At 50.2% G+C, this 17,334-nt stretch carries 10 protein-coding genes and 4 pseudogenes; 10 read left to right on the forward strand and 4 right to left on the reverse strand.

Features of this window, described 5'->3' with window-relative positions:
* Nucleotides 1-64 precede the first annotated feature (64 nt).
* Nucleotides 65-814, reverse strand: a complete 750-nt coding sequence (gene moeB / locus ACUU1M_RS06065; RefSeq protein WP_000829250.1) for a molybdopterin-synthase adenylyltransferase MoeB — start codon at nt 812-814, stop codon at nt 65-67.
* On the reverse strand, nt 814-2,049 hold the full coding sequence (moeA, locus tag ACUU1M_RS06070; protein ID WP_000397401.1) for a molybdopterin molybdotransferase MoeA: 1,236 nt from the start codon (nt 2,047-2,049) through the stop codon (nt 814-816). The genes moeB and moeA overlap by 1 nt, the downstream gene beginning before the upstream one ends.
* Before the next feature lie 203 nt (nt 2,050-2,252).
* Here moeA and iaaA point away from each other — a divergent pair, with 203 nt between their 5' ends.
* The 7 genes and pseudogenes from iaaA (at nt 2,253) to ACUU1M_RS06105 (ending at nt 12,347) form a co-directional block, all read left to right on the forward strand.
* Nucleotides 2,253-3,218: a beta-aspartyl-peptidase gene (iaaA, locus tag ACUU1M_RS06075; RefSeq protein WP_000513761.1), complete on the forward strand. Its 966-nt coding sequence runs from the start codon at nt 2,253-2,255 to the stop codon at nt 3,216-3,218.
* Nucleotides 3,205-5,075 (forward strand): annotated as a pseudogene (gsiA, locus tag ACUU1M_RS06080) (glutathione ABC transporter ATP-binding protein GsiA). Before iaaA ends, gsiA begins: the two are co-directional and overlap by 14 nt.
* A gap of 19 nt (nt 5,076-5,094) precedes the next feature.
* A complete protein-coding gene (gene gsiB / locus ACUU1M_RS06085; RefSeq protein WP_000090145.1) occupies nt 5,095-6,633 on the forward strand; it encodes a glutathione ABC transporter substrate-binding protein GsiB in 1,539 nt (512 codons plus the stop codon).
* 17 nt (nt 6,634-6,650) lie between these two features.
* Nucleotides 6,651-7,571: a glutathione ABC transporter permease GsiC gene (gsiC, locus tag ACUU1M_RS06090; RefSeq protein WP_000936033.1), complete on the forward strand. Its 921-nt coding sequence runs from the start codon at nt 6,651-6,653 to the stop codon at nt 7,569-7,571.
* 2 nt (nt 7,572-7,573) lie between these two features.
* Entirely contained in the window at nt 7,574-8,485 is a 912-nt protein-coding gene (gene gsiD, locus ACUU1M_RS06095; RefSeq protein WP_001236054.1) for a glutathione ABC transporter permease GsiD, read from the forward strand.
* Between the two features lie 177 nt (nt 8,486-8,662).
* Nucleotides 8,663-11,011, forward strand: a pseudogene (locus ACUU1M_RS06100) (sensor domain-containing phosphodiesterase).
* Between the two features lie 7 nt (nt 11,012-11,018).
* Complete coding sequence (locus tag ACUU1M_RS06105) at nt 11,019-12,347, forward strand: GGDEF domain-containing protein (protein ID WP_152028890.1); 1,329 nt, start codon at nt 11,019-11,021, stop codon at nt 12,345-12,347.
* A gap of 46 nt (nt 12,348-12,393) precedes the next feature.
* Here ACUU1M_RS06105 and rimO read toward each other — a convergent pair whose 3' ends face one another.
* Entirely contained in the window at nt 12,394-13,719 is a 1,326-nt protein-coding gene (gene rimO / locus ACUU1M_RS06110) for a 30S ribosomal protein S12 methylthiotransferase RimO (RefSeq protein ID WP_001233477.1), read from the reverse strand.
* 212 nt (nt 13,720-13,931) lie between these two features.
* Here rimO and bssR point away from each other — a divergent pair, with 212 nt between their 5' ends.
* Together bssR and ACUU1M_RS06120 are read left to right on the forward strand one after the other, a co-directional pair.
* A complete protein-coding gene (gene bssR / locus ACUU1M_RS06115; RefSeq protein ID WP_023281798.1) occupies nt 13,932-14,315 on the forward strand; it encodes a biofilm formation regulator BssR in 384 nt (127 codons plus the stop codon).
* Nucleotides 14,316-14,569: 254 nt separating this feature from the next.
* Nucleotides 14,570-15,540, forward strand: a pseudogene (locus tag ACUU1M_RS06120) (PQQ-dependent sugar dehydrogenase).
* Here ACUU1M_RS06120 and gstB read toward each other — a convergent pair.
* Nucleotides 15,537-16,163 (reverse strand): glutathione S-transferase GstB, encoded by a 627-nt coding sequence (gstB, locus tag ACUU1M_RS06125; protein WP_001295292.1) that lies wholly within the window; start codon nt 16,161-16,163, stop codon nt 15,537-15,539. The pseudogene ACUU1M_RS06120 and the gene gstB sit on opposite strands and share 4 nt — an antisense overlap.
* Nucleotides 16,164-16,409: 246 nt before the next feature.
* Here gstB and ACUU1M_RS06130 point away from each other — a divergent pair.
* Nucleotides 16,410-17,334 (forward strand): annotated as a pseudogene (locus tag ACUU1M_RS06130) (serine hydrolase); the annotation flags it as partial.

Genomic DNA, 17,334 nt, shown 5'->3' on the forward strand with positions numbered 1-17,334 from the left:
CTGGCGTCTGGAGCAAATGCCTGATACGACGCTTGTCGCGTCTTATCAGGCCTGGAGGTGGCAATTACTGCCCGCACACCTCACACCCCGGATTGCGCATCAGTTTCATTTCGCGAAACTGACAGGTCATCGCATCGTACATGACGATTTTCCCGCTGGCCGGTTTGCCATAACCTGCCAGCAGTTTGATCGCTTCCATTGCCTGCAACGAACCAATTACGCCGATCAACGGTGCCATCACGCCTGCTTCTACGCAGGTTAACGCGTTCTCGCCAAACAAACGGCTAAGGCAGCGATAGCACGGTTCGCCGTCCTGATAAGTGAAGACCGTGATTTGCCCTTCCATACGAATTGCCGCGCCGGAAACCAGCGGCACCTTCGCGGCAAAACAGCCTGCGTTCAGTTGATTACGTACCGCAACGTTATCCGTACAGTCGAGCACCAGATCGTGTTCAGCAATCAATGCTGCAAGTTCTGCGTCATCTAGCAGTGCATTGACTGGCGTAATCGCGATATGTGGGTTGATCCGCGTCAGGGCGTCACGGGCGGATTCCACCTTCGGTTGCCCGACCGTGGCATCACTGTGCAGTGTCTGGCGTTGCAGATTCGAGAGCGAAACCGTGTCGAAGTCGAGCAGCGTCAGGTTGCCGACACCGGCGCTTGCCAGATACTGCGAAGCTGCGCAGCCGAGTCCACCGAGGCCGACTACCAGCACACGAGAATCTTTTAGCGCCTCCTGACCGTCAAAATCAAAACCGCGCAGAATGATTTGCCGGTTGTAGCGCAGCATCTCCTGATCGCTGAGTTCCGCCATTACAGGCCTCCGAACAACGCGTTAAACGGTTCTACTTCCACCCATTCGCCCACGTCCACATTGCCGCGATCGCGTTCCAGCACGATAAAGCAGTTGCCGAGACTAAAGGAGCTAAATATATGTGAACCCTGATGTCCGGTGGTCGTCACTTCAAGTTCACCGTCGGCGTTGCGTTGCAGCACGCCGCGCTGGAAATCAAGACGTCCTGGCGTTTTTTTCAGGCGGGACGCTGTGCGTACGCGCTGGCGCGCGGGCAGGCCGCTGGCGGTGTTGCCGCTTAGTTTTGCCAGCAAAGGCTGTACCAGTTGATAGAAGGTCAGCGTCGCTGAAACCGGGTTGCCCGGCAGGCCGCAGAACCAGCTATTGCTGAGTTTACCGAACGCGAACGGTTTACCTGGTTTAATCGCCAGCTTCCAGAAGGCGATCTCCCCCAGCTCTTCAAGAATTGTTTTGGTGTAATCCGCTTCACCCACTGAAACACCGCCGGAACTGATCACTACATCCGCCTGGCTGTCGGCTTCAATAAATGCGGCGCGCAGGGCATGTGGATCGTCGCGGATAATCCCTAAGTTGATTACCTCGCAACCCAGCTGTTCTAACATCAGGTGTACGGCGAGACGGTTGGTGTCGTAGATTTGGCCGTCGCCCAGCGGCTGACCGGGCAACTGGAGTTCATCACCGGTAGAAAAAAGCGCTACACGCACTTTACGAATCACCGGAACTTCGGCAATCCCCAGTGAAGCAATTACTGGCAGCTCTGCGGTAGTCAGGCGAGTTCCCGCCGGGAAAACAACCGCACCTGCAGAGATATCTTCACCGCGACGGCGAATATTTTGCCCGCTACGCACTTCAGCAGTAAAACGCACGCCATTGTCCGTTTGTTCAGTCTGCTCCTGCATCACCACCGCTTCGCAGCCTTCCGGCACCGGCGCACCGGTCATAATACGAATGCAGGTACCCGCAGGCCATTCACCATGGTATGGCTGACCGGCAAAGGATTTACCGGCAACGGGCAGCGGTTGCCCGGAGGCAATATCGGCTAAACGCACCGCGTAGCCGTCCATAGCGGAGTTATCAAACCCCGGGACATCCAGTGGCGAAACGACATCGCTCGCCAGAATACGACCAAAACACTGAACCAGTGGCAGCGTTTCCTGGGTGGTCAGTGGGGTAACGCGAGAAAGCATCTCATTAAGCGCGGTGTCGAGCGACATCAATCCGGTGGTAAATTCCATGAAAACACTCCTGCGGAGGCAAAATCGAATTTGCCTATTATGTCAGAAAAACGCCATAGACTGTATGCCACCTCGGGCGTAGCGTTGGCTCCTGCCTTTACATGCCATATCCATCTTTCTATATTCAAAAATTGAATGAGTAACTCATAAAAATTCTGATATTTATAGCAAAAGTGGCGAGCCACCCTTAATGGACGAATACTATGGGCAAAGCAGTCATTGCAATTCATGGTGGCGCAGGTGCAATTAGCCGCGCGCAGATGAGTCTGCAACAGGAATTACGCTACATCGAGGCGTTGTCTGCCATTGTTGAAACCGGGCAGAAAATGCTGGAAGCCGGCGAAAGTGCGCTGGATGTGGTGACGGAAGCGGTGCGTCTGCTGGAAGAGTGTCCACTGTTTAACGCCGGAATTGGCGCTGTCTTTACGCGTGATGAAACCCATGAACTGGACGCCTGTGTGATGGATGGTAACACCCTGAAAGCCGGTGCGGTGGCGGGCGTTAGTCATCTGCGTAATCCGGTTCTTGCCGCCCGGCTGGTGATGGAGCAAAGCCCGCATGTGATGATGATTGGCGAAGGGGCAGAAAATTTTGCGTTTGCTCATGGCATGGAGCGCGTCTCACCGGAGATTTTCTCCACGCCTTTGCGTTATGAACAACTACTGGCAGCGCGCGAGGAAGGGGCAACAGTCCTCGACCATAGCGGTGCGCCACTGGATGAAAAACAGAAAATGGGCACCGTGGGGGCCGTGGCGTTGGATTTAGACGGCAATCTGGCGGCAGCCACGTCCACAGGCGGAATGACCAATAAATTACCCGGACGAGTTGGCGATAGTCCCTTAGTGGGTGCCGGATGCTACGCCAATAACGCCAGTGTGGCGGTTTCTTGTACCGGCACAGGCGAAGTCTTCATCCGCGCGCTGGCGGCATATGACATCGCCGCGTTAATGGATTACGGCGGATTAAGTCTCGCGGAAGCCTGCGAGCGGGTAGTAATGGAAAAACTCCCTGCGCTTGGCGGTAGCGGTGGCTTAATCGCTATCGACCATGAAGGGAATGTCGCGCTACCGTTTAACACCGAAGGAATGTATCGCGCCTGGGGCTACGCAGGCGATACGCCAACCACCGGTATCTACCGTGAAAAAGGGGACACCGTTGCCACACAGTGATGAACTTGATGCCGGTAATGTGCTGGCGGTTGAAAATCTTAATATTGCCTTTATGCAGGACCAGCAGAAAATAGCTGCGGTCCGCAATCTCTCTTTTAGTCTGCAACGCGGTGAGACGCTGGCAATTGTAGGCGAATCCGGCTCCGGTAAGTCAGTGACTGCGCTGGCATTGATGCGTCTGTTGGAACAGGCGGGCGGTTTAGTACAGTGCGATAAAATGCTGTTGCGGCGGCGCAGTCGTGATGTGATTGAACTTAGCGAGCAGAGCGCTGCACAAATGCGCCATGTGCGCGGTGCGGATATGGCGATGATATTTCAGGAGCCGATGACATCGCTGAACCCAGTATTTACTGTGGGTGAACAGATTGCCGAATCAATTCGTCTGCATCAGAACGCCAGTCGTGAAGAAGCGATGGTCGAGGCGAAGCGGATGCTGGATCAGGTACGCATTCCGGAGGCACAAACCATTCTTTCACGTTATTCGCATCAACTCTCTGGCGGGATGCGCCAGCGAGTGATGACTGCGATGGCGCTGTCATGCCGCCCGGCGGTGCTGATTGCCGATGAGCCAACCACCGCGCTGGATGTCACTATTCAGGCGCAGATCCTGCAATTAATCAAAGTATTACAAAAAGAGATGTCGATGGGCGTTATCTTTATCACTCACGATATGGGCGTGGTGGCAGAGATTGCCGATCGGGTACTGGTGATGTATCAGGGCGAGGCGGTGGAAACGGGTACCGTCGAACAGATTTTTCATGCACCGCAACATCCTTACACCCGTGCGCTGTTAGCTGCTGTTCCGCAACTTGGTGCGATGAAAGGGTTAGATTATCCCCGACGTTTCCCATTGATATCGCTTGAACATCCAGCGAAACAGGAACCCCCCATCGAGCAGAAAACGGTGGTGGATGGCGAACCTGTTTTACGGGTGCGTAATCTTGTCACCCGTTTCCCTTTGCGCAGCGGTTTGTTGAATCGCGTAACGCGGGAAGTGCATGCCGTTGAGAAAGTCAGTTTTGATCTCTGGCCTGGCGAAACGCTATCGCTGGTGGGCGAGTCTGGCAGCGGTAAATCCACTACCGGGCGGGCGTTGCTGCGCCTGGTAGAATCGCAGGGCGGCGAAATTATCTTTAACGGTCAGCGAATCGATACCTTGTCACCTGGCAAACTTCAGGCATTGCGCCGGGATATTCAGTTTATTTTTCAGGACCCTTACGCTTCGCTGGACCCACGTCAGACCATCGGTGATTCGATTATCGAACCGCTGCGTGTACACGGTTTATTGCCAGGTAAAGACGCGGCTGCACGCGTTGCGTGGTTGCTGGACGCGTGGGCCTGTTACCTGAACATGCCTGGCGTTACCCGCATGAGTTTTCCGGCGGTCAGCGCCAGCGCATCTGCATTGCTCGCGCGTTGGCATTGAATCCAAAAGTGATCATTGCCGACGAAGCCGTTTCGGCGCTGGATGTTTCTATTCGCGGGCAGATTATCAACTTGTTGCTCGATCTCCAGCGTGATTTCGGCATTGTGTATCTGTTTATCTCCCACGATATGGCTGTGGTAGAGCGGATTAGTCATCGTGTGGCGGTGATGTATCTCGGGCAAATTGTTGAAATTGGTTCACGGTGCGCGGTCTTCGAAAACCCGCAGCATCCTTATACGCGTAAATTACTGGCGGCAGTTCCGGTCGCTGAACCGTCCCGACAACGACCGCAGCGTGTACTGCTGTCGGACGATCTTCCCAGCAATATTCATCTGCGTGGCGAAGGGGTGGCAGCCGTCTCGTTGCAATGCGTCGGGCCGGGGCATTACGTCGCACAACCACAATCAGAATACGCATTCATGCGTAGATAACATTCAGGCGGAGAATAAAATGGCAAGAGCTGTACACCGTAGTGGGTTAGTGGCGCTGGGCATTGCGACAGCGTTGATGGCATCTTGTGCATTCGCTGCCAAAGATGTGGTGGTGGCGGTAGGATCGAATTTCACCACGCTCGATCCGTATGACGCGAATGACACGTTATCTCAGGCCGTAGCGAAATCGTTTTACCAGGGGCTGTTCGGTCTGGATAAAGAGATGAAACTGAAAAACGTGCTGGCGGAGAGTTATACCGTTTCCGATGACGGCATTACTTACACCGTGAAATTGCGGGAAGGAATTAAATTCCAGGATGGCACCGATTTCAACGCAGTGGCGGTAAAAGCGAATCTGGACCGGGCCAGCGATCCGGCGAATCATCTTAAACGCTATAACCTGTATAAGAATATTGCCAAAACGGAGGCGATCGATCCGACAACGGTAAAGATTACCCTCAAACAGCCGTTCTCAGCGTTTATTAATATTCTTGCCCATCCGGCGACCGCGATGATTTCACCGACAGCGCTGGAAAAATATGGCAAGGAGATTGGTTTTCATCCGGTGGGAACCGGACCGTATGAACTGGATACCTGGAATCAGACCGATTTTGTGAAGGTGAAAAAATTCGCGGGTTACTGGCAGCCAGGATTGCCCAAACTGGACAGCATAACCTGGCGTCCGGTGGCGGATAACAACACCCGCGCGGCAATGCTGCAAACCGGTGAAGCGCAGTTTGCTTTCCCCATTCCCTACGAGCAGGCCACACTGCTGGAGAAAAACAAAAATATCGAGTTGATGGCCAGTCCGTCAATTATGCAGCGTTATATCAGTATGAACGTGACGCAAAAGCCGTTCGATAACCCGAAGGTCCGTGAGGCGCTGAATTACGCCATTAACCGTCCGGCGCTGGTGAAAGTTGCCTTTGCGGGCTATGCAACGCCAGCTACTGGTGTGGTACCGCCAAGTATCGCCTACGCGCAAAGTTATAAACCGTGGCCTTACGATCCAGTGAAAGCGCGCGAATTACTGAAAGAGGCGGGATATCCCAACGGTTTCAGTACCACGCTGTGGTCGTCACATAACCACAGCACCGCGCAGAAAGTGCTGCAATTTACCCAGCAGCAGTTAGCGCAGGTCGGGATTAAAGCCCAGGTGACCGCGATGGATGCCGGACAGCGGGCGGCAGAAGTTGAAGGTAAAGGGCAAAAAGAGAGCGGCGTGCGGATGTTCTACACTGGCTGGTCGGCTTCAACCGGCGAAGCCGACTGGGCACTATCGCCGCTGTTTGCCTCGCAAAACTGGCCACCGACGCTGTTTAATACCGCGTTTTACAGCAATAAACAGGTGGATGACTTCCTGGCTCAGGCACTGAAAACGAATGATCCGGCGGAAAAGACCCGCTTATATAAGGCGGCGCAGGATATCATCTGGCAAGAATCGCCGTGGATCCCGCTGGTGGTAGAAAAACTGGTGTCGGCACACAGTAAAAACCTGACCGGTTTTTGGATCATGCTAGACACCGGCTTCAGCTTTGAAGACGCGGATTTGCAATAAGCAACGCAGGGAGTGGAATGCTTAATTACGTTATCAAACGATTACTGGGGTTGATTCCGACGCTGTTTATCGTCTCGGTGCTGGTGTTTTTATTTGTCCACATGCTGCCCGGCGATCCGGCGCGATTGATTGCCGGGCCCGAAGCTGATGCGCAGGTTATAGAACTGGTGCGTCAGCAGCTGGGGTTGGATCAGCCGCTGTATCACCAGTTCTGGCACTATATCAGCAATGCTGTGCAGGGGGATTTTGGCCTGTCGATGGTGTCGCGTCGTCCGGTTGCCGATGAGATTGCCAGCCGCTTTATGCCAACGCTGTGGCTGACCATAACCAGTATGGTCTGGGCGGTGATATTTGGTATGGCGGCGGGAATTATCGCCGCCGTCTGGCGTAATCGTTGGCCGGATCGATTGAGTATGACCATTGCGGTGTCGGGGATCTCGTTTCCGGCATTTGCGCTGGGGATGTTTTTAATTCAGGTATTCTCCGTTGAACTGGGCTGGCTGCCTACTGTGGGAGCAGACAGTTGGCAGCACTACATTTTACCCTCCCTGACGCTCGGCGCGGCAGTGGCCGCCGTGATGGCGCGCTTTACCCGTGCGTCATTTGTCGACGTTTTAAGCGAAGATTATATGCGTACCGCGAGGGCGAAAGGGGTGAGCGAAACCTGGGTTGTCCTCAAACACGGGCTACGCAACGCGATGATCCCGGTAGTGACCATGATGGGCTTACAGTTTGGCTTTTTGCTCGGTGGTTCTATCGTGGTGGAGAAAGTTTTCAACTGGCCCGGACTTGGACGCTTACTCGTTGACTCTGTAGAAATGCGCGATTACCCGGTGATTCAGGCGGAAATTCAGCTTTTCTCGCTGGAATTTATTCTTATCAACTTAGTGGTGGATGTGCTTTACGCCGCCATTAACCCGGCTATCAGGTACAAGTAAGGATGCGACTATTTAACTGGCGACGTCAGGCGGTGTTAAACGCCATGCCACTGGTCAAACCTGACCAGGTACGTACACCGTGGCATGAATTCTGGCGACGATTTCGCCGTCAGCATATGGCGATGACCGCCGCATTATTCGTTATTTTATTGATTGTGGTGGCCATTTTTGCACGCTGGATCGCTCCCTATGACGCCGAAAATTATTTTGATTATGACAATCTGAATAACGGACCTTCTTTGCAGCACTGGTTTGGCGTCGATTCACTGGGGCGCGACATTTTCAGCCGTGTCCTGGTTGGTGCGCAAATCTCGCTGGCGGCGGGCGTGTTTGCCGTGTTTATCGGTGTGGCGATAGGGACGTTGCTGGGCTTGTTGGCTGGATATTATGAAGGCTGGTGGGATCGGCTGATCATGCGCATTTGCGATGTGCTGTTTGCCTTCCCGGGTATTTTACTGGCGATCGCTGTTGTTGCGGTGTTGGGAAGCGGCATTGCTAACGTGATTATCGCAGTCGCCATTTTTTCCATCCCCGCGTTTGCCCGCCTGGTGCGCGGCAACACGCTGGTGTTGAAACAGCAAACCTTTATTGAGTCAGCACGCAGTATTGGTGCCAGCGATATGACCATTTTATTGCGTCATATCCTGCCTGGGACCGTCTCTTCTATCGTGGTGTTTTTCACCATGCGCATTGGCACCTCGATTATCTCTGCCGCCAGCCTGTCATTTCTCGGCCTCGGTGCGCAGCCGCCGACACCAGAGTGGGGAGCAATGCTCAATGAGGCACGAGCGGATATGGTTATCGCGCCGCATGTCGCTGTTTTTCCGGCCCTGGCTATTTTTCTGACCGTACTGGCGTTCAATTTGTTGGGCGATGGTTTACGCGATGCGCTGGATCCGAAAATTAAAGGATAGTTACGTTTGAATATTGCTTGAAAGGGTAATCACCTCACAGGAAATTATTGCCCTAAGCAAGTGTTGTAACTTTCTGCTGATTTTGTAGAATCGGGTAATTTGGTTAAAAAGCCGCAGCAAGGGACTATTTTTGCAGCGGCACAGCGTTCAGATAGTTATTTTGTTAAATGTATTAACATGCTGAGTTTATACGAAAAGATAAAGATAAGGCTGATAATTTTATTTTTATTGGCAGCACTGTCATTTATTGGTCTTTTTTTCATGATTAACTATCAACTGGTATCGGAACGCGCGGTAAAACGTGCCGATAGCCGCTTTGAACTTATTCAGAAAAACGTTGGCTATTTCTTTAAAGATATTGAACGTTCGGCCCTGACATTAAAGGACTCACTGTATTTATTAAAAAATACAGAGGAGATTCAACGCGCCGTGATTCTGAAAATGGAAATGATGCCATTTTTAGACTCGGTGGGACTGGTACTTGATGATAATAAATATTATCTCTTTTCGCGGAGGGCGAATGATAAAATCGTTGTTTATCATCAGGAACAAGTAAATGGACCGCTTGTCGACGAGTCAGGGCGGGTTATTTTTGCCGATTTTAACCCATCGAAACGACCGTGGTCGGTGGCTTCAGATGACTCTAACAACAGCTGGAATCCGGCATACAATTGCTTTGATCGTCCGGGTAAAAAATGTATCTCTTTTACGCTACGTATCAACGGCAAAGATCACGATTTGTTAGCGGTAGATAAAATTCATGTCGATTTAAACTGGCGGTATCTGAACGAGTATCTTGATCAAATCAGCGCTAATGATGAAGTTCTATTTTTGAAACAAGGTCATGAGATCATTGCCAAGAATCAACTCGCTCGTGAAAAACTGATTATTTATAATAGCGAAGGTAATTATAATATTATTGATTCTGTCGATACGGAGTATATTGCAAAGACATCAGCAGTGCCAAATAATGCATTGTTCTAAATCTATTTTTATTATCCTGGCGGTAATTTATTGAACGCATCAGATAAACTTTTTTATCTACCGTTTGTATTCATTATTATCGTATTGCTGGTGGTATATTTCATGACCACTCGTGTGTTCCGTCGGCAATTTTCTGAAATGACCGAGCTGGTTAATACGCTGGCGTTTTTGCCCGACTCAACGGATCAGATCGAGGCTCTGAAAATTCGCGAAGGCGATGCGAAAGAGATTATCAGCATCAAAAATTCGATCGCGGAAATGAAAGATGCCGAAATTGAACGGTCAAATAAATTGTTCTCACTGATCTCTTACGATCAGGAAAGCGGTTTTATTAAAAATATGGCGATTATTGAGTCCAACAATAATCAGTATCTGGCTGTGGGGATCATCAAACTGTGTGGTCTGGAAGCCGTGGAAGCGGTGTTTGGTGTTGATGAACGCAATAAAATCGTCAGGAAATTGTGTCAGCGAATTGCCGAGAAATATGCGCAATGCTGCGATATCGTGACATTCAATGCCGATCTCTATTTACTTCTGTGTCGGGAAAATGTACAGACATTTACCCGTAAAATAGCGATGGTAAACGATTTTGACAGCAGCTTTGGCTACCGCAATCTGCGCATCCATAAGTCTGCCATTTGTGAACCTTTGCAGGGGGAAAACGCCTGGAGTTACGCAGAAAAACTGAAACTGGCGATTTCCAGTATCCGTGACCATATGTTCTCCGAGTTTATTTTCTGTGATGACGCGAAACTCAACGAAATAGAAGAGAATATCTGGATTGCGCGTAATATTCGCCATGCAATGGAAATTGGCGAACTATTCCTCGTCTATCAACCGATCGTTGATATTAACACCCGCGCCATTCTGAGCGCGGAGGCGTTGTGCCGTTGGGTTTCTGCGGAGCGGGGGATCATTTCACCGCTGAAGTTCATTACCATTGCTGAAGATATCGGGTTTATCAATGAGCTGGGTTATCAGATTATTAAAACGGCAATGGGTGAATTCAGACATTTTAGTCAACGTGCGTCGCTGAAGGATGATTTCTTACTGCATATTAATGTTTCGCCCTGGCAGTTAAACGAACCGCACTTTCATGAGCGTTTTACCACCATCATGAAAGAAAATGGCCTGAAGGCGAACAGCCTCTGTGTTGAGATCACTGAAACCGTGATCGAGCGAATTAATGAACATTTTTATCTCAATATTGAACAACTGCGTAAACAAGGGGTACGGATATCGATTGATGACTTTGGCACCGGTTTGTCAAACCTGAAACGTTTTTATGAAATTAATCCAGACAGCATAAAGGTGGACTCGCAATTTACCGGCGATATTTTCGGTACTGCGGGAAAAATTGTGCGCATTATTTTCGATCTGGCACGCTATAACCGGATCCCGGTGATTGCGGAAGGCGTAGAGAGCGAAGACGTTGCGCGCGAATTAATTAAATTAGGATGTGTTCAGGCTCAGGGGTATCTGTACCAGAAACCCATGCCATTCTCCGCCTGGGATAAAAGTGGAAAATTAGTAAAAGAATAGTTTACGTATGTCCAGAATCAATAAGTTCGTACTTACAGTCAGTCTGCTGATTTTTATCATGATTTCAGCAGTTGCCTGCGGGATCTACACTCAAATGGTAAAGGAACGGGTGTATAGCCTGAAACAGTCCGTTATTGATACTGCTTTTGCGGTGGCAAATATTGCTGAATATCGGCGTAGCGTGGCAATTGATCTTATCAACACGCTAAATCCCACGGAGGAACAGCTGTTGGTTGGTTTGCGCACAGCTTACGCCGACTCGGTTTCCCCCTCTTATTTGTACGATGTCGGTCCTTATCTGATTTCCAGTGACGAATGTATTCAGGTAAAGGAGTTCGAGAAAAATTATTGTGCAGATATTATGCAGGTTGTGAAGTATCGACATGTCAAAAATACAGGGTTTATCTCTTTTGACGGTAAAACCTTCGTCTATTACCTCTATCCGGTAACTCACAATCGTAGTCTGATATTTTTGCTTGGTCTGGAGCGTTTTTCTTTACTGTCAAAATCGCTGGCGATGGACAGCGAGAACCTGATGTTCTCTCTATTTAAGAACGGTAAACCGGTGACCGGTGATGAATATAATGCTAAAAACGCCATCTTCACCGTTTCGGAAGCGATGGAGCACTTCGCCTATTTGCCGACCGGATTGTACGTATTTGCGTATAAAAAAGATGTTTATTTGCGGGTTTGTACATTGATTATTTTCTTTGCCGCATTGGTGGCAGTGATATCGGGTGCCAGTTGCCTCTATCTGGTACGCAGAGTGATTAATCGTGGTATTGTGGAGAAAGAAGCCATCATTAATAACCATTTTGAACGCGTACTGGATGGCGGGCTTTTCTTTTCGGCTGCCGATGTCAAAAAACTCTACAGTATGTATAACTCGGCGTTCCTGGACGACCTGACCAAAGCAATGGGCAGAAAATCCTTTGATGAAGATTTAAAAGCGCTGCCGGAAAAAGGCGGTTATTTGTGTCTGTTTGACGTCGATAAATTCAAAAACATTAACGACACCTTCGGTCATTTGCTGGGCGATGAAGTGTTGATGAAAGTGGTGAAAATCCTTAAATCACAGATCCCGGTAGATAAAGGTAAAGTCTACTGCTTCGGAGGTGACGAATTTGCGGTGATTTATACTGGCGGCACGCTGGAAGAGTGGCTATCGATACTAAAAGAAATCGTTCATTTCCAGGTGGGAAGCATTAATTTAAGCACCAGTATCGGTGTAGCGCATTCAAATGAATGTACTACCGTCGAACGCTTGAAAATGCTGGCGGATGAGCGGCTGTATAAGAGTAAGAAAAACGGCAGGGCACAGATTAGCTGGCAGTAATCATTATTCGCAGGCCGGACAAATGATTTTGCCCGGCCTGAATTAATTAAACCCGGCTACCCCACAAATCGTACTCATCGGCGTGCTCGACTTTCACACGCAGGATATCACCCGGCTTAACGTTGGTTTCACCATTGAGATAAACCGCGCCGTCGATTTCCGGTGCATCTGCCATGCTGCGACCAATCGCGCCTTCTTCGTCCACTTCGTCGATAATCACCAGAATTTCACGGTCCACTTTCTCTTGCAGGCGCTCGGCGGAAATCTGCTGCTGCAGCTGCATGAAACGGTTCCAGCGTTCTTCTTTCACTTCTTCCGGAACCTGGTCAGGCAGAGCATTGGCGTCTGCACCTTCAACCGGGCTGTATTTAAAGCAGCCAACGCGATCCAGACGTGCTTCTTTCAGGAAGTCGAGTAGCATCTGGAAATCTTCTTCCGTCTCGCCAGGGAAGCCGACAATAAAGGTTGAGCGTAGGGTCAGTTCCGGGCAGATTTCGCGCCACTGTTTGATGCGCGCCAGTTGGCGATCTACAGAACCCGGACGCTTCATCAGTTTGAGAATGCGCGGGCTGGCGTGCTGCAACGGAATGTCCAGATACGGCAGGATTTTGCCTTCTGCCATCAGTGGGATGACGTCGTCCACATGCGGATAAGGGTAAACGTAGTGCAGACGTGTCCAGATCCCCAGTTTCGATAACTGTTCGCACAGGCTGACCATGCTGGTTTTTACCGGCTCGCCGTTGTGGAAGCCAGTACGATGTTTAACATCAACGCCATAGGCGGAAGTATCCTGCGAGATCACCAGAATCTCTTTAACGCCCGCATCTACCAGACGTTTCGCTTCACTTAACACTTCGCCAATCGGACGGCTCACCAGGTCGCCGCGCATAGACGGAATAATGCAGAAGGTGCAGCGGTGATTACAGCCTTCCGAAATTTTCAGATAGGCATAATGACGCGGCGTCAGTTTCACACCTTGTTCTGGCACCAGGCTCAGGAATGGGTTGTGTTTCGGTTTTGGCACGTAGTGATGAACGTGCTCCAGAACCTGCTCATAGCTATGAGGCCCGGTGATTTCCAGCACTTTCGGGTGGACTTCGCGGATCTGATCTTCTTTTGCCCCCAGACAACCGGTCACAATTACCTTGCCGTTTTCATTCAACGCTTCACCAATGGCTTCCAGTGATTCTTGTACCGCGCTGTCAATAAAGCCGCAGGTGTTGACGATCACCATGTCCGCATCGTCATAGCTCGGTACCACGTCATAACCTTCAGTGCGGAGTTCGGTGAGAATACGCTCTGAATCGACAAGGTTTTTCGGACAGCCAAGGGAAACAAAGCCGATTTTCGGCTGGGGAGTTACTTTTCTCATAGCTTAAAAAATATTCAGTTACAGGAAAGGTCAGGGCAGGGATTCTACAGAGTTCTGGATAAAATTTGTATCGCAATCTCATTCGCTGGCGGAGGCGAAGTAAATGTAAATTTTGTTAATTCGGCGTGAAGAATTGATCCTAGACAGCATTTTGCTCAAAAAATAGCCATACTATTTAATTGCAACAAGGCTGGAAAGAGGAGGATCGAAGTATGTTCGTTGACAGACAGCGAATCGATCTGCTGAACCGGTTGATCGACGCACGCGTTGACCTCGCTGCATACGTGCAACTGAGGAAGGCAAAAGGATACATGTCCGTCAGCGAAAGCAATCATCTACGAGATAACTTTTTTAAACTGAATCGCGAACTGCACGATAAATCGCTGCGGTTGAATTTTCATCTGGATCAGGAAGAGTGGAGTGCTCTTCATCATGCTGAAGAAGCATTAGCGACAGCCGCAGTATGTTTGATGAGTGGGCACCATGATTGCCCGACTGTTATTACCGTCAACGCCGATAAGCTTGAAAATTGTCTGATGAGCTTAACGCTGAGTATCCAGAGCCTGCAGAAGCACGCCATGCTTGAGAAGGCCTGAAAACTAAGGGGGAGAAAGCGTCTCCCCCTTCATGTTTAAGTTTTTGTAAAAATGAATTTGTTATCTCCTCCACTGACTACGCTTTAAGCCAGAGTCAATCCGGAGGCGTTATGCATCGACAATCCTTTTTCCTTGTGCCCCTTATTTGTCTTTCTTCCGCTCTCTGGGCGGCTCCTGCAACGGTAAATGTCGAAGTACTGCAAGACAAACTCGACCATCCCTGGGCACTGGCCTTTTTACCCGATAATCACGGTATGTTAATCACTCTGCGCGGCGGCGAGTTGCGTCACTGGCAAGCAGGAAAAGGATTATCTGCGCCGCTTTCCGGAGTTCCGGACGTTTGGGCGCACGGGCAGGGCGGCCTGCTGGACGTGGTTTTAGCGCCTGATTTTGCTCAGTCTCGCCGCATCTGGTTAAGTTATTCCGAAGTTGGCGATGATGGCAAAGCCGGAACTGCTGTGGGTTATGGCCGCTTAAGTGATGATCTCTCAAAAGTGACCGACTTCCGCACCGTCTTCCGCCAGATGCCAAAACTGTCTACCGGCAACCATTTTGGCGGGCGGCTGGTATTCGACGGTAAAGGTTATCTTTTTATTGCTCTGGGCGAAAACAATCAGCGCCCGACGGCGCAGGATCTGGATAAATTACAGGGCAAACTGGTGCGTCTGACCGACCAGGGCGAAATCCCGGATGATAATCCTTTTATAAAGGAATCCGGTGCGCGCGCCGAGATCTGGTCTTATGGCATTCGTAATCCGCAAGGAATGGCGATGAATCCGTGGAGTAATGCACTGTGGCTGAATGAACATGGCCCGCGCGGTGGTGATGAAATTAATATCCCGCAAAAAGGCAAAAACTACGGCTGGCCGCTGGCAACCTGGGGAATCAACTATTCAGGCTTTAAGATACCGGAAGCGAAAGGGGAGATCGTCGCCGGGACCGAGCAACCTGTTTTTTACTGGAAAGATTCGCCCGCTGTGAGCGGCATGGCCTTCTATAACAGCGATAAATTCCCCCAGTGGCAGCAAAAATTATTTATTGGGCGCTGAAAGATAAAGATGTCATTGTGATGAGCGTCAACGGCGACAAAGTGACAGAAGATGGCCGTATTTTAACGGACAGAGGGCAGCGAATTCGTGATGTTCGCACTGGACCCGACGGTTATTTATACGTTCTCACCGACGAGTCCAGTGGGGAATTACTTAAAGTTAGCCCACGCAATTAGCTAACGGGAATCATCACCACTTTGCGCACTGCGGGGCGTTCAGTGAGTTGCTGATACCAGCGTTGCAGATTTGGACGCGGTGTCCAGGTCAGGCCAACGTTAAACAAATTGTAGATGAACGGTGCGATAGCGATATCGCCCACACCAAACTCGTCGCCAGAGAACCATTTTACTTTTGCCAGTTCCGCATCGAGCAGGGCAAACAGGGCGTCGCACTCTTTGCAACTGGCATCAATGGCGGCCTGATCGCGCTCTTCCGGTGGTGTTCTGACTAATCCCATCAGGATCCCGCGATGAGCATTACTGAGCGTCTGGTTTGCCCAGTCCATCCATTTTTCCGCTTCCGCACGACGTGCCGGTGAGTCGATCCACAGGCGTTTTTGCCCGTACTGTGCCGCCAGATAGCGGACAATGGCGTTTGATTCCCAAAGAATGAGATCACTTTCGTCGTCACGCAACAACGGCACCAGCCCGTTAGGGTTCATCGCCAGAAAATCAGCATCGTGATTTATCCCAAACTCACGGCCCGCGAGAATTTGTTCATAAGGTAGTTCCAGTTCTTCGAGCGTCAGCAATACTTTTTTTACGTTAGTTGAATTATTCCGACCCCACAGCGTAATCATACTCACCCCTTTTCCGACAGGCAGCCACAGACTGAACAGGACTCCGATGGTGAAGTAAAGTTAACTTTTAAGCAACAGCTGGCAAAAAAATGACACCAGAAGCAGCGAAGCGGCAGGATATTGCATAAACTTTAAAAACTTTACCAACTTACGGTTTCTTTAAGTTTGTGTGTGCGTTATTAATCACCGAACTTATCATACGGCGATATAACGTATTTTTTTTGAATGGATACTCGGGTGGCATTTATGACGCAATACTCCTCTCTCCTTCGTGGTCTTGCAGCGGGTTCTGCATTTTTATTCCTTTTTGCCCCAACGGCATTCGCGGCCGAACAAACCGTTGAAGCGCCGAGCGTGGATGCGCGTGCATGGATTTTAATGGATTACGCCAGCGGTAAAGTGCTGGCAGAAGGCAATGCGGATGAGAAACTGGATCCCGCGAGCCTGACTAAAATCATGACCAGCTATGTGGTTGGGCAGGCGCTTAAGGCCGATAAGATTAAACTCACCGATATGGTGACGGTCGGTAAAGATGCCTGGGCGACGGGAAATCCGGCACTGCGTGGTTCATCGGTAATGTTCCTCAAACCGGGCGATCAGGTTTCGGTGGCAGACTTGAACAAAGGTGTGATTATCCAGTCCGGTAATGACGCCTGTATTGCGCCGGCCGATTACGTTGCCGGGAGCTAGGAGTCCTTTATTGGTCTGATGAATGGTTATGCCAAAAAACTGGGGCTGACCAACACTACCTTCCAGACGGTGCACGGCCTGGATGCGCCGGGGCAGTTCAGTACCGTGCGCGATATGGCATTGCTGGGTAAAGCATTGATCCACGATGTGCCGGAAGAGTACGCCATTCATAAAGAGAAAGAGTTCACCTTCAACAAAATTCGTCAGCCTAACCGTAACCGTCTGCTGTGGAGCAGCAATCTGAATGTTGATGGCATGAAGACAGGAACCACGGCAGGTGCGGGATATAATCTGGTTGCTTCGGCTACCCAGGGTGATATGCGTTTAATCTCCGTAGTGCTGGGGGCGAAAACTGACCGTATCCGTTTTAATGAGTCTGAGAAATTATTGACCTGGGGTTTCCGCTTCTTTGAAACTGTGACGCCAATTAAACCTGATGCCACCTTTGTGACTCAGCGCGTCTGGTTTGGTGATAAGATCT

This window comes from Shigella sp. SIG6 (genome assembly GCF_053555815.1).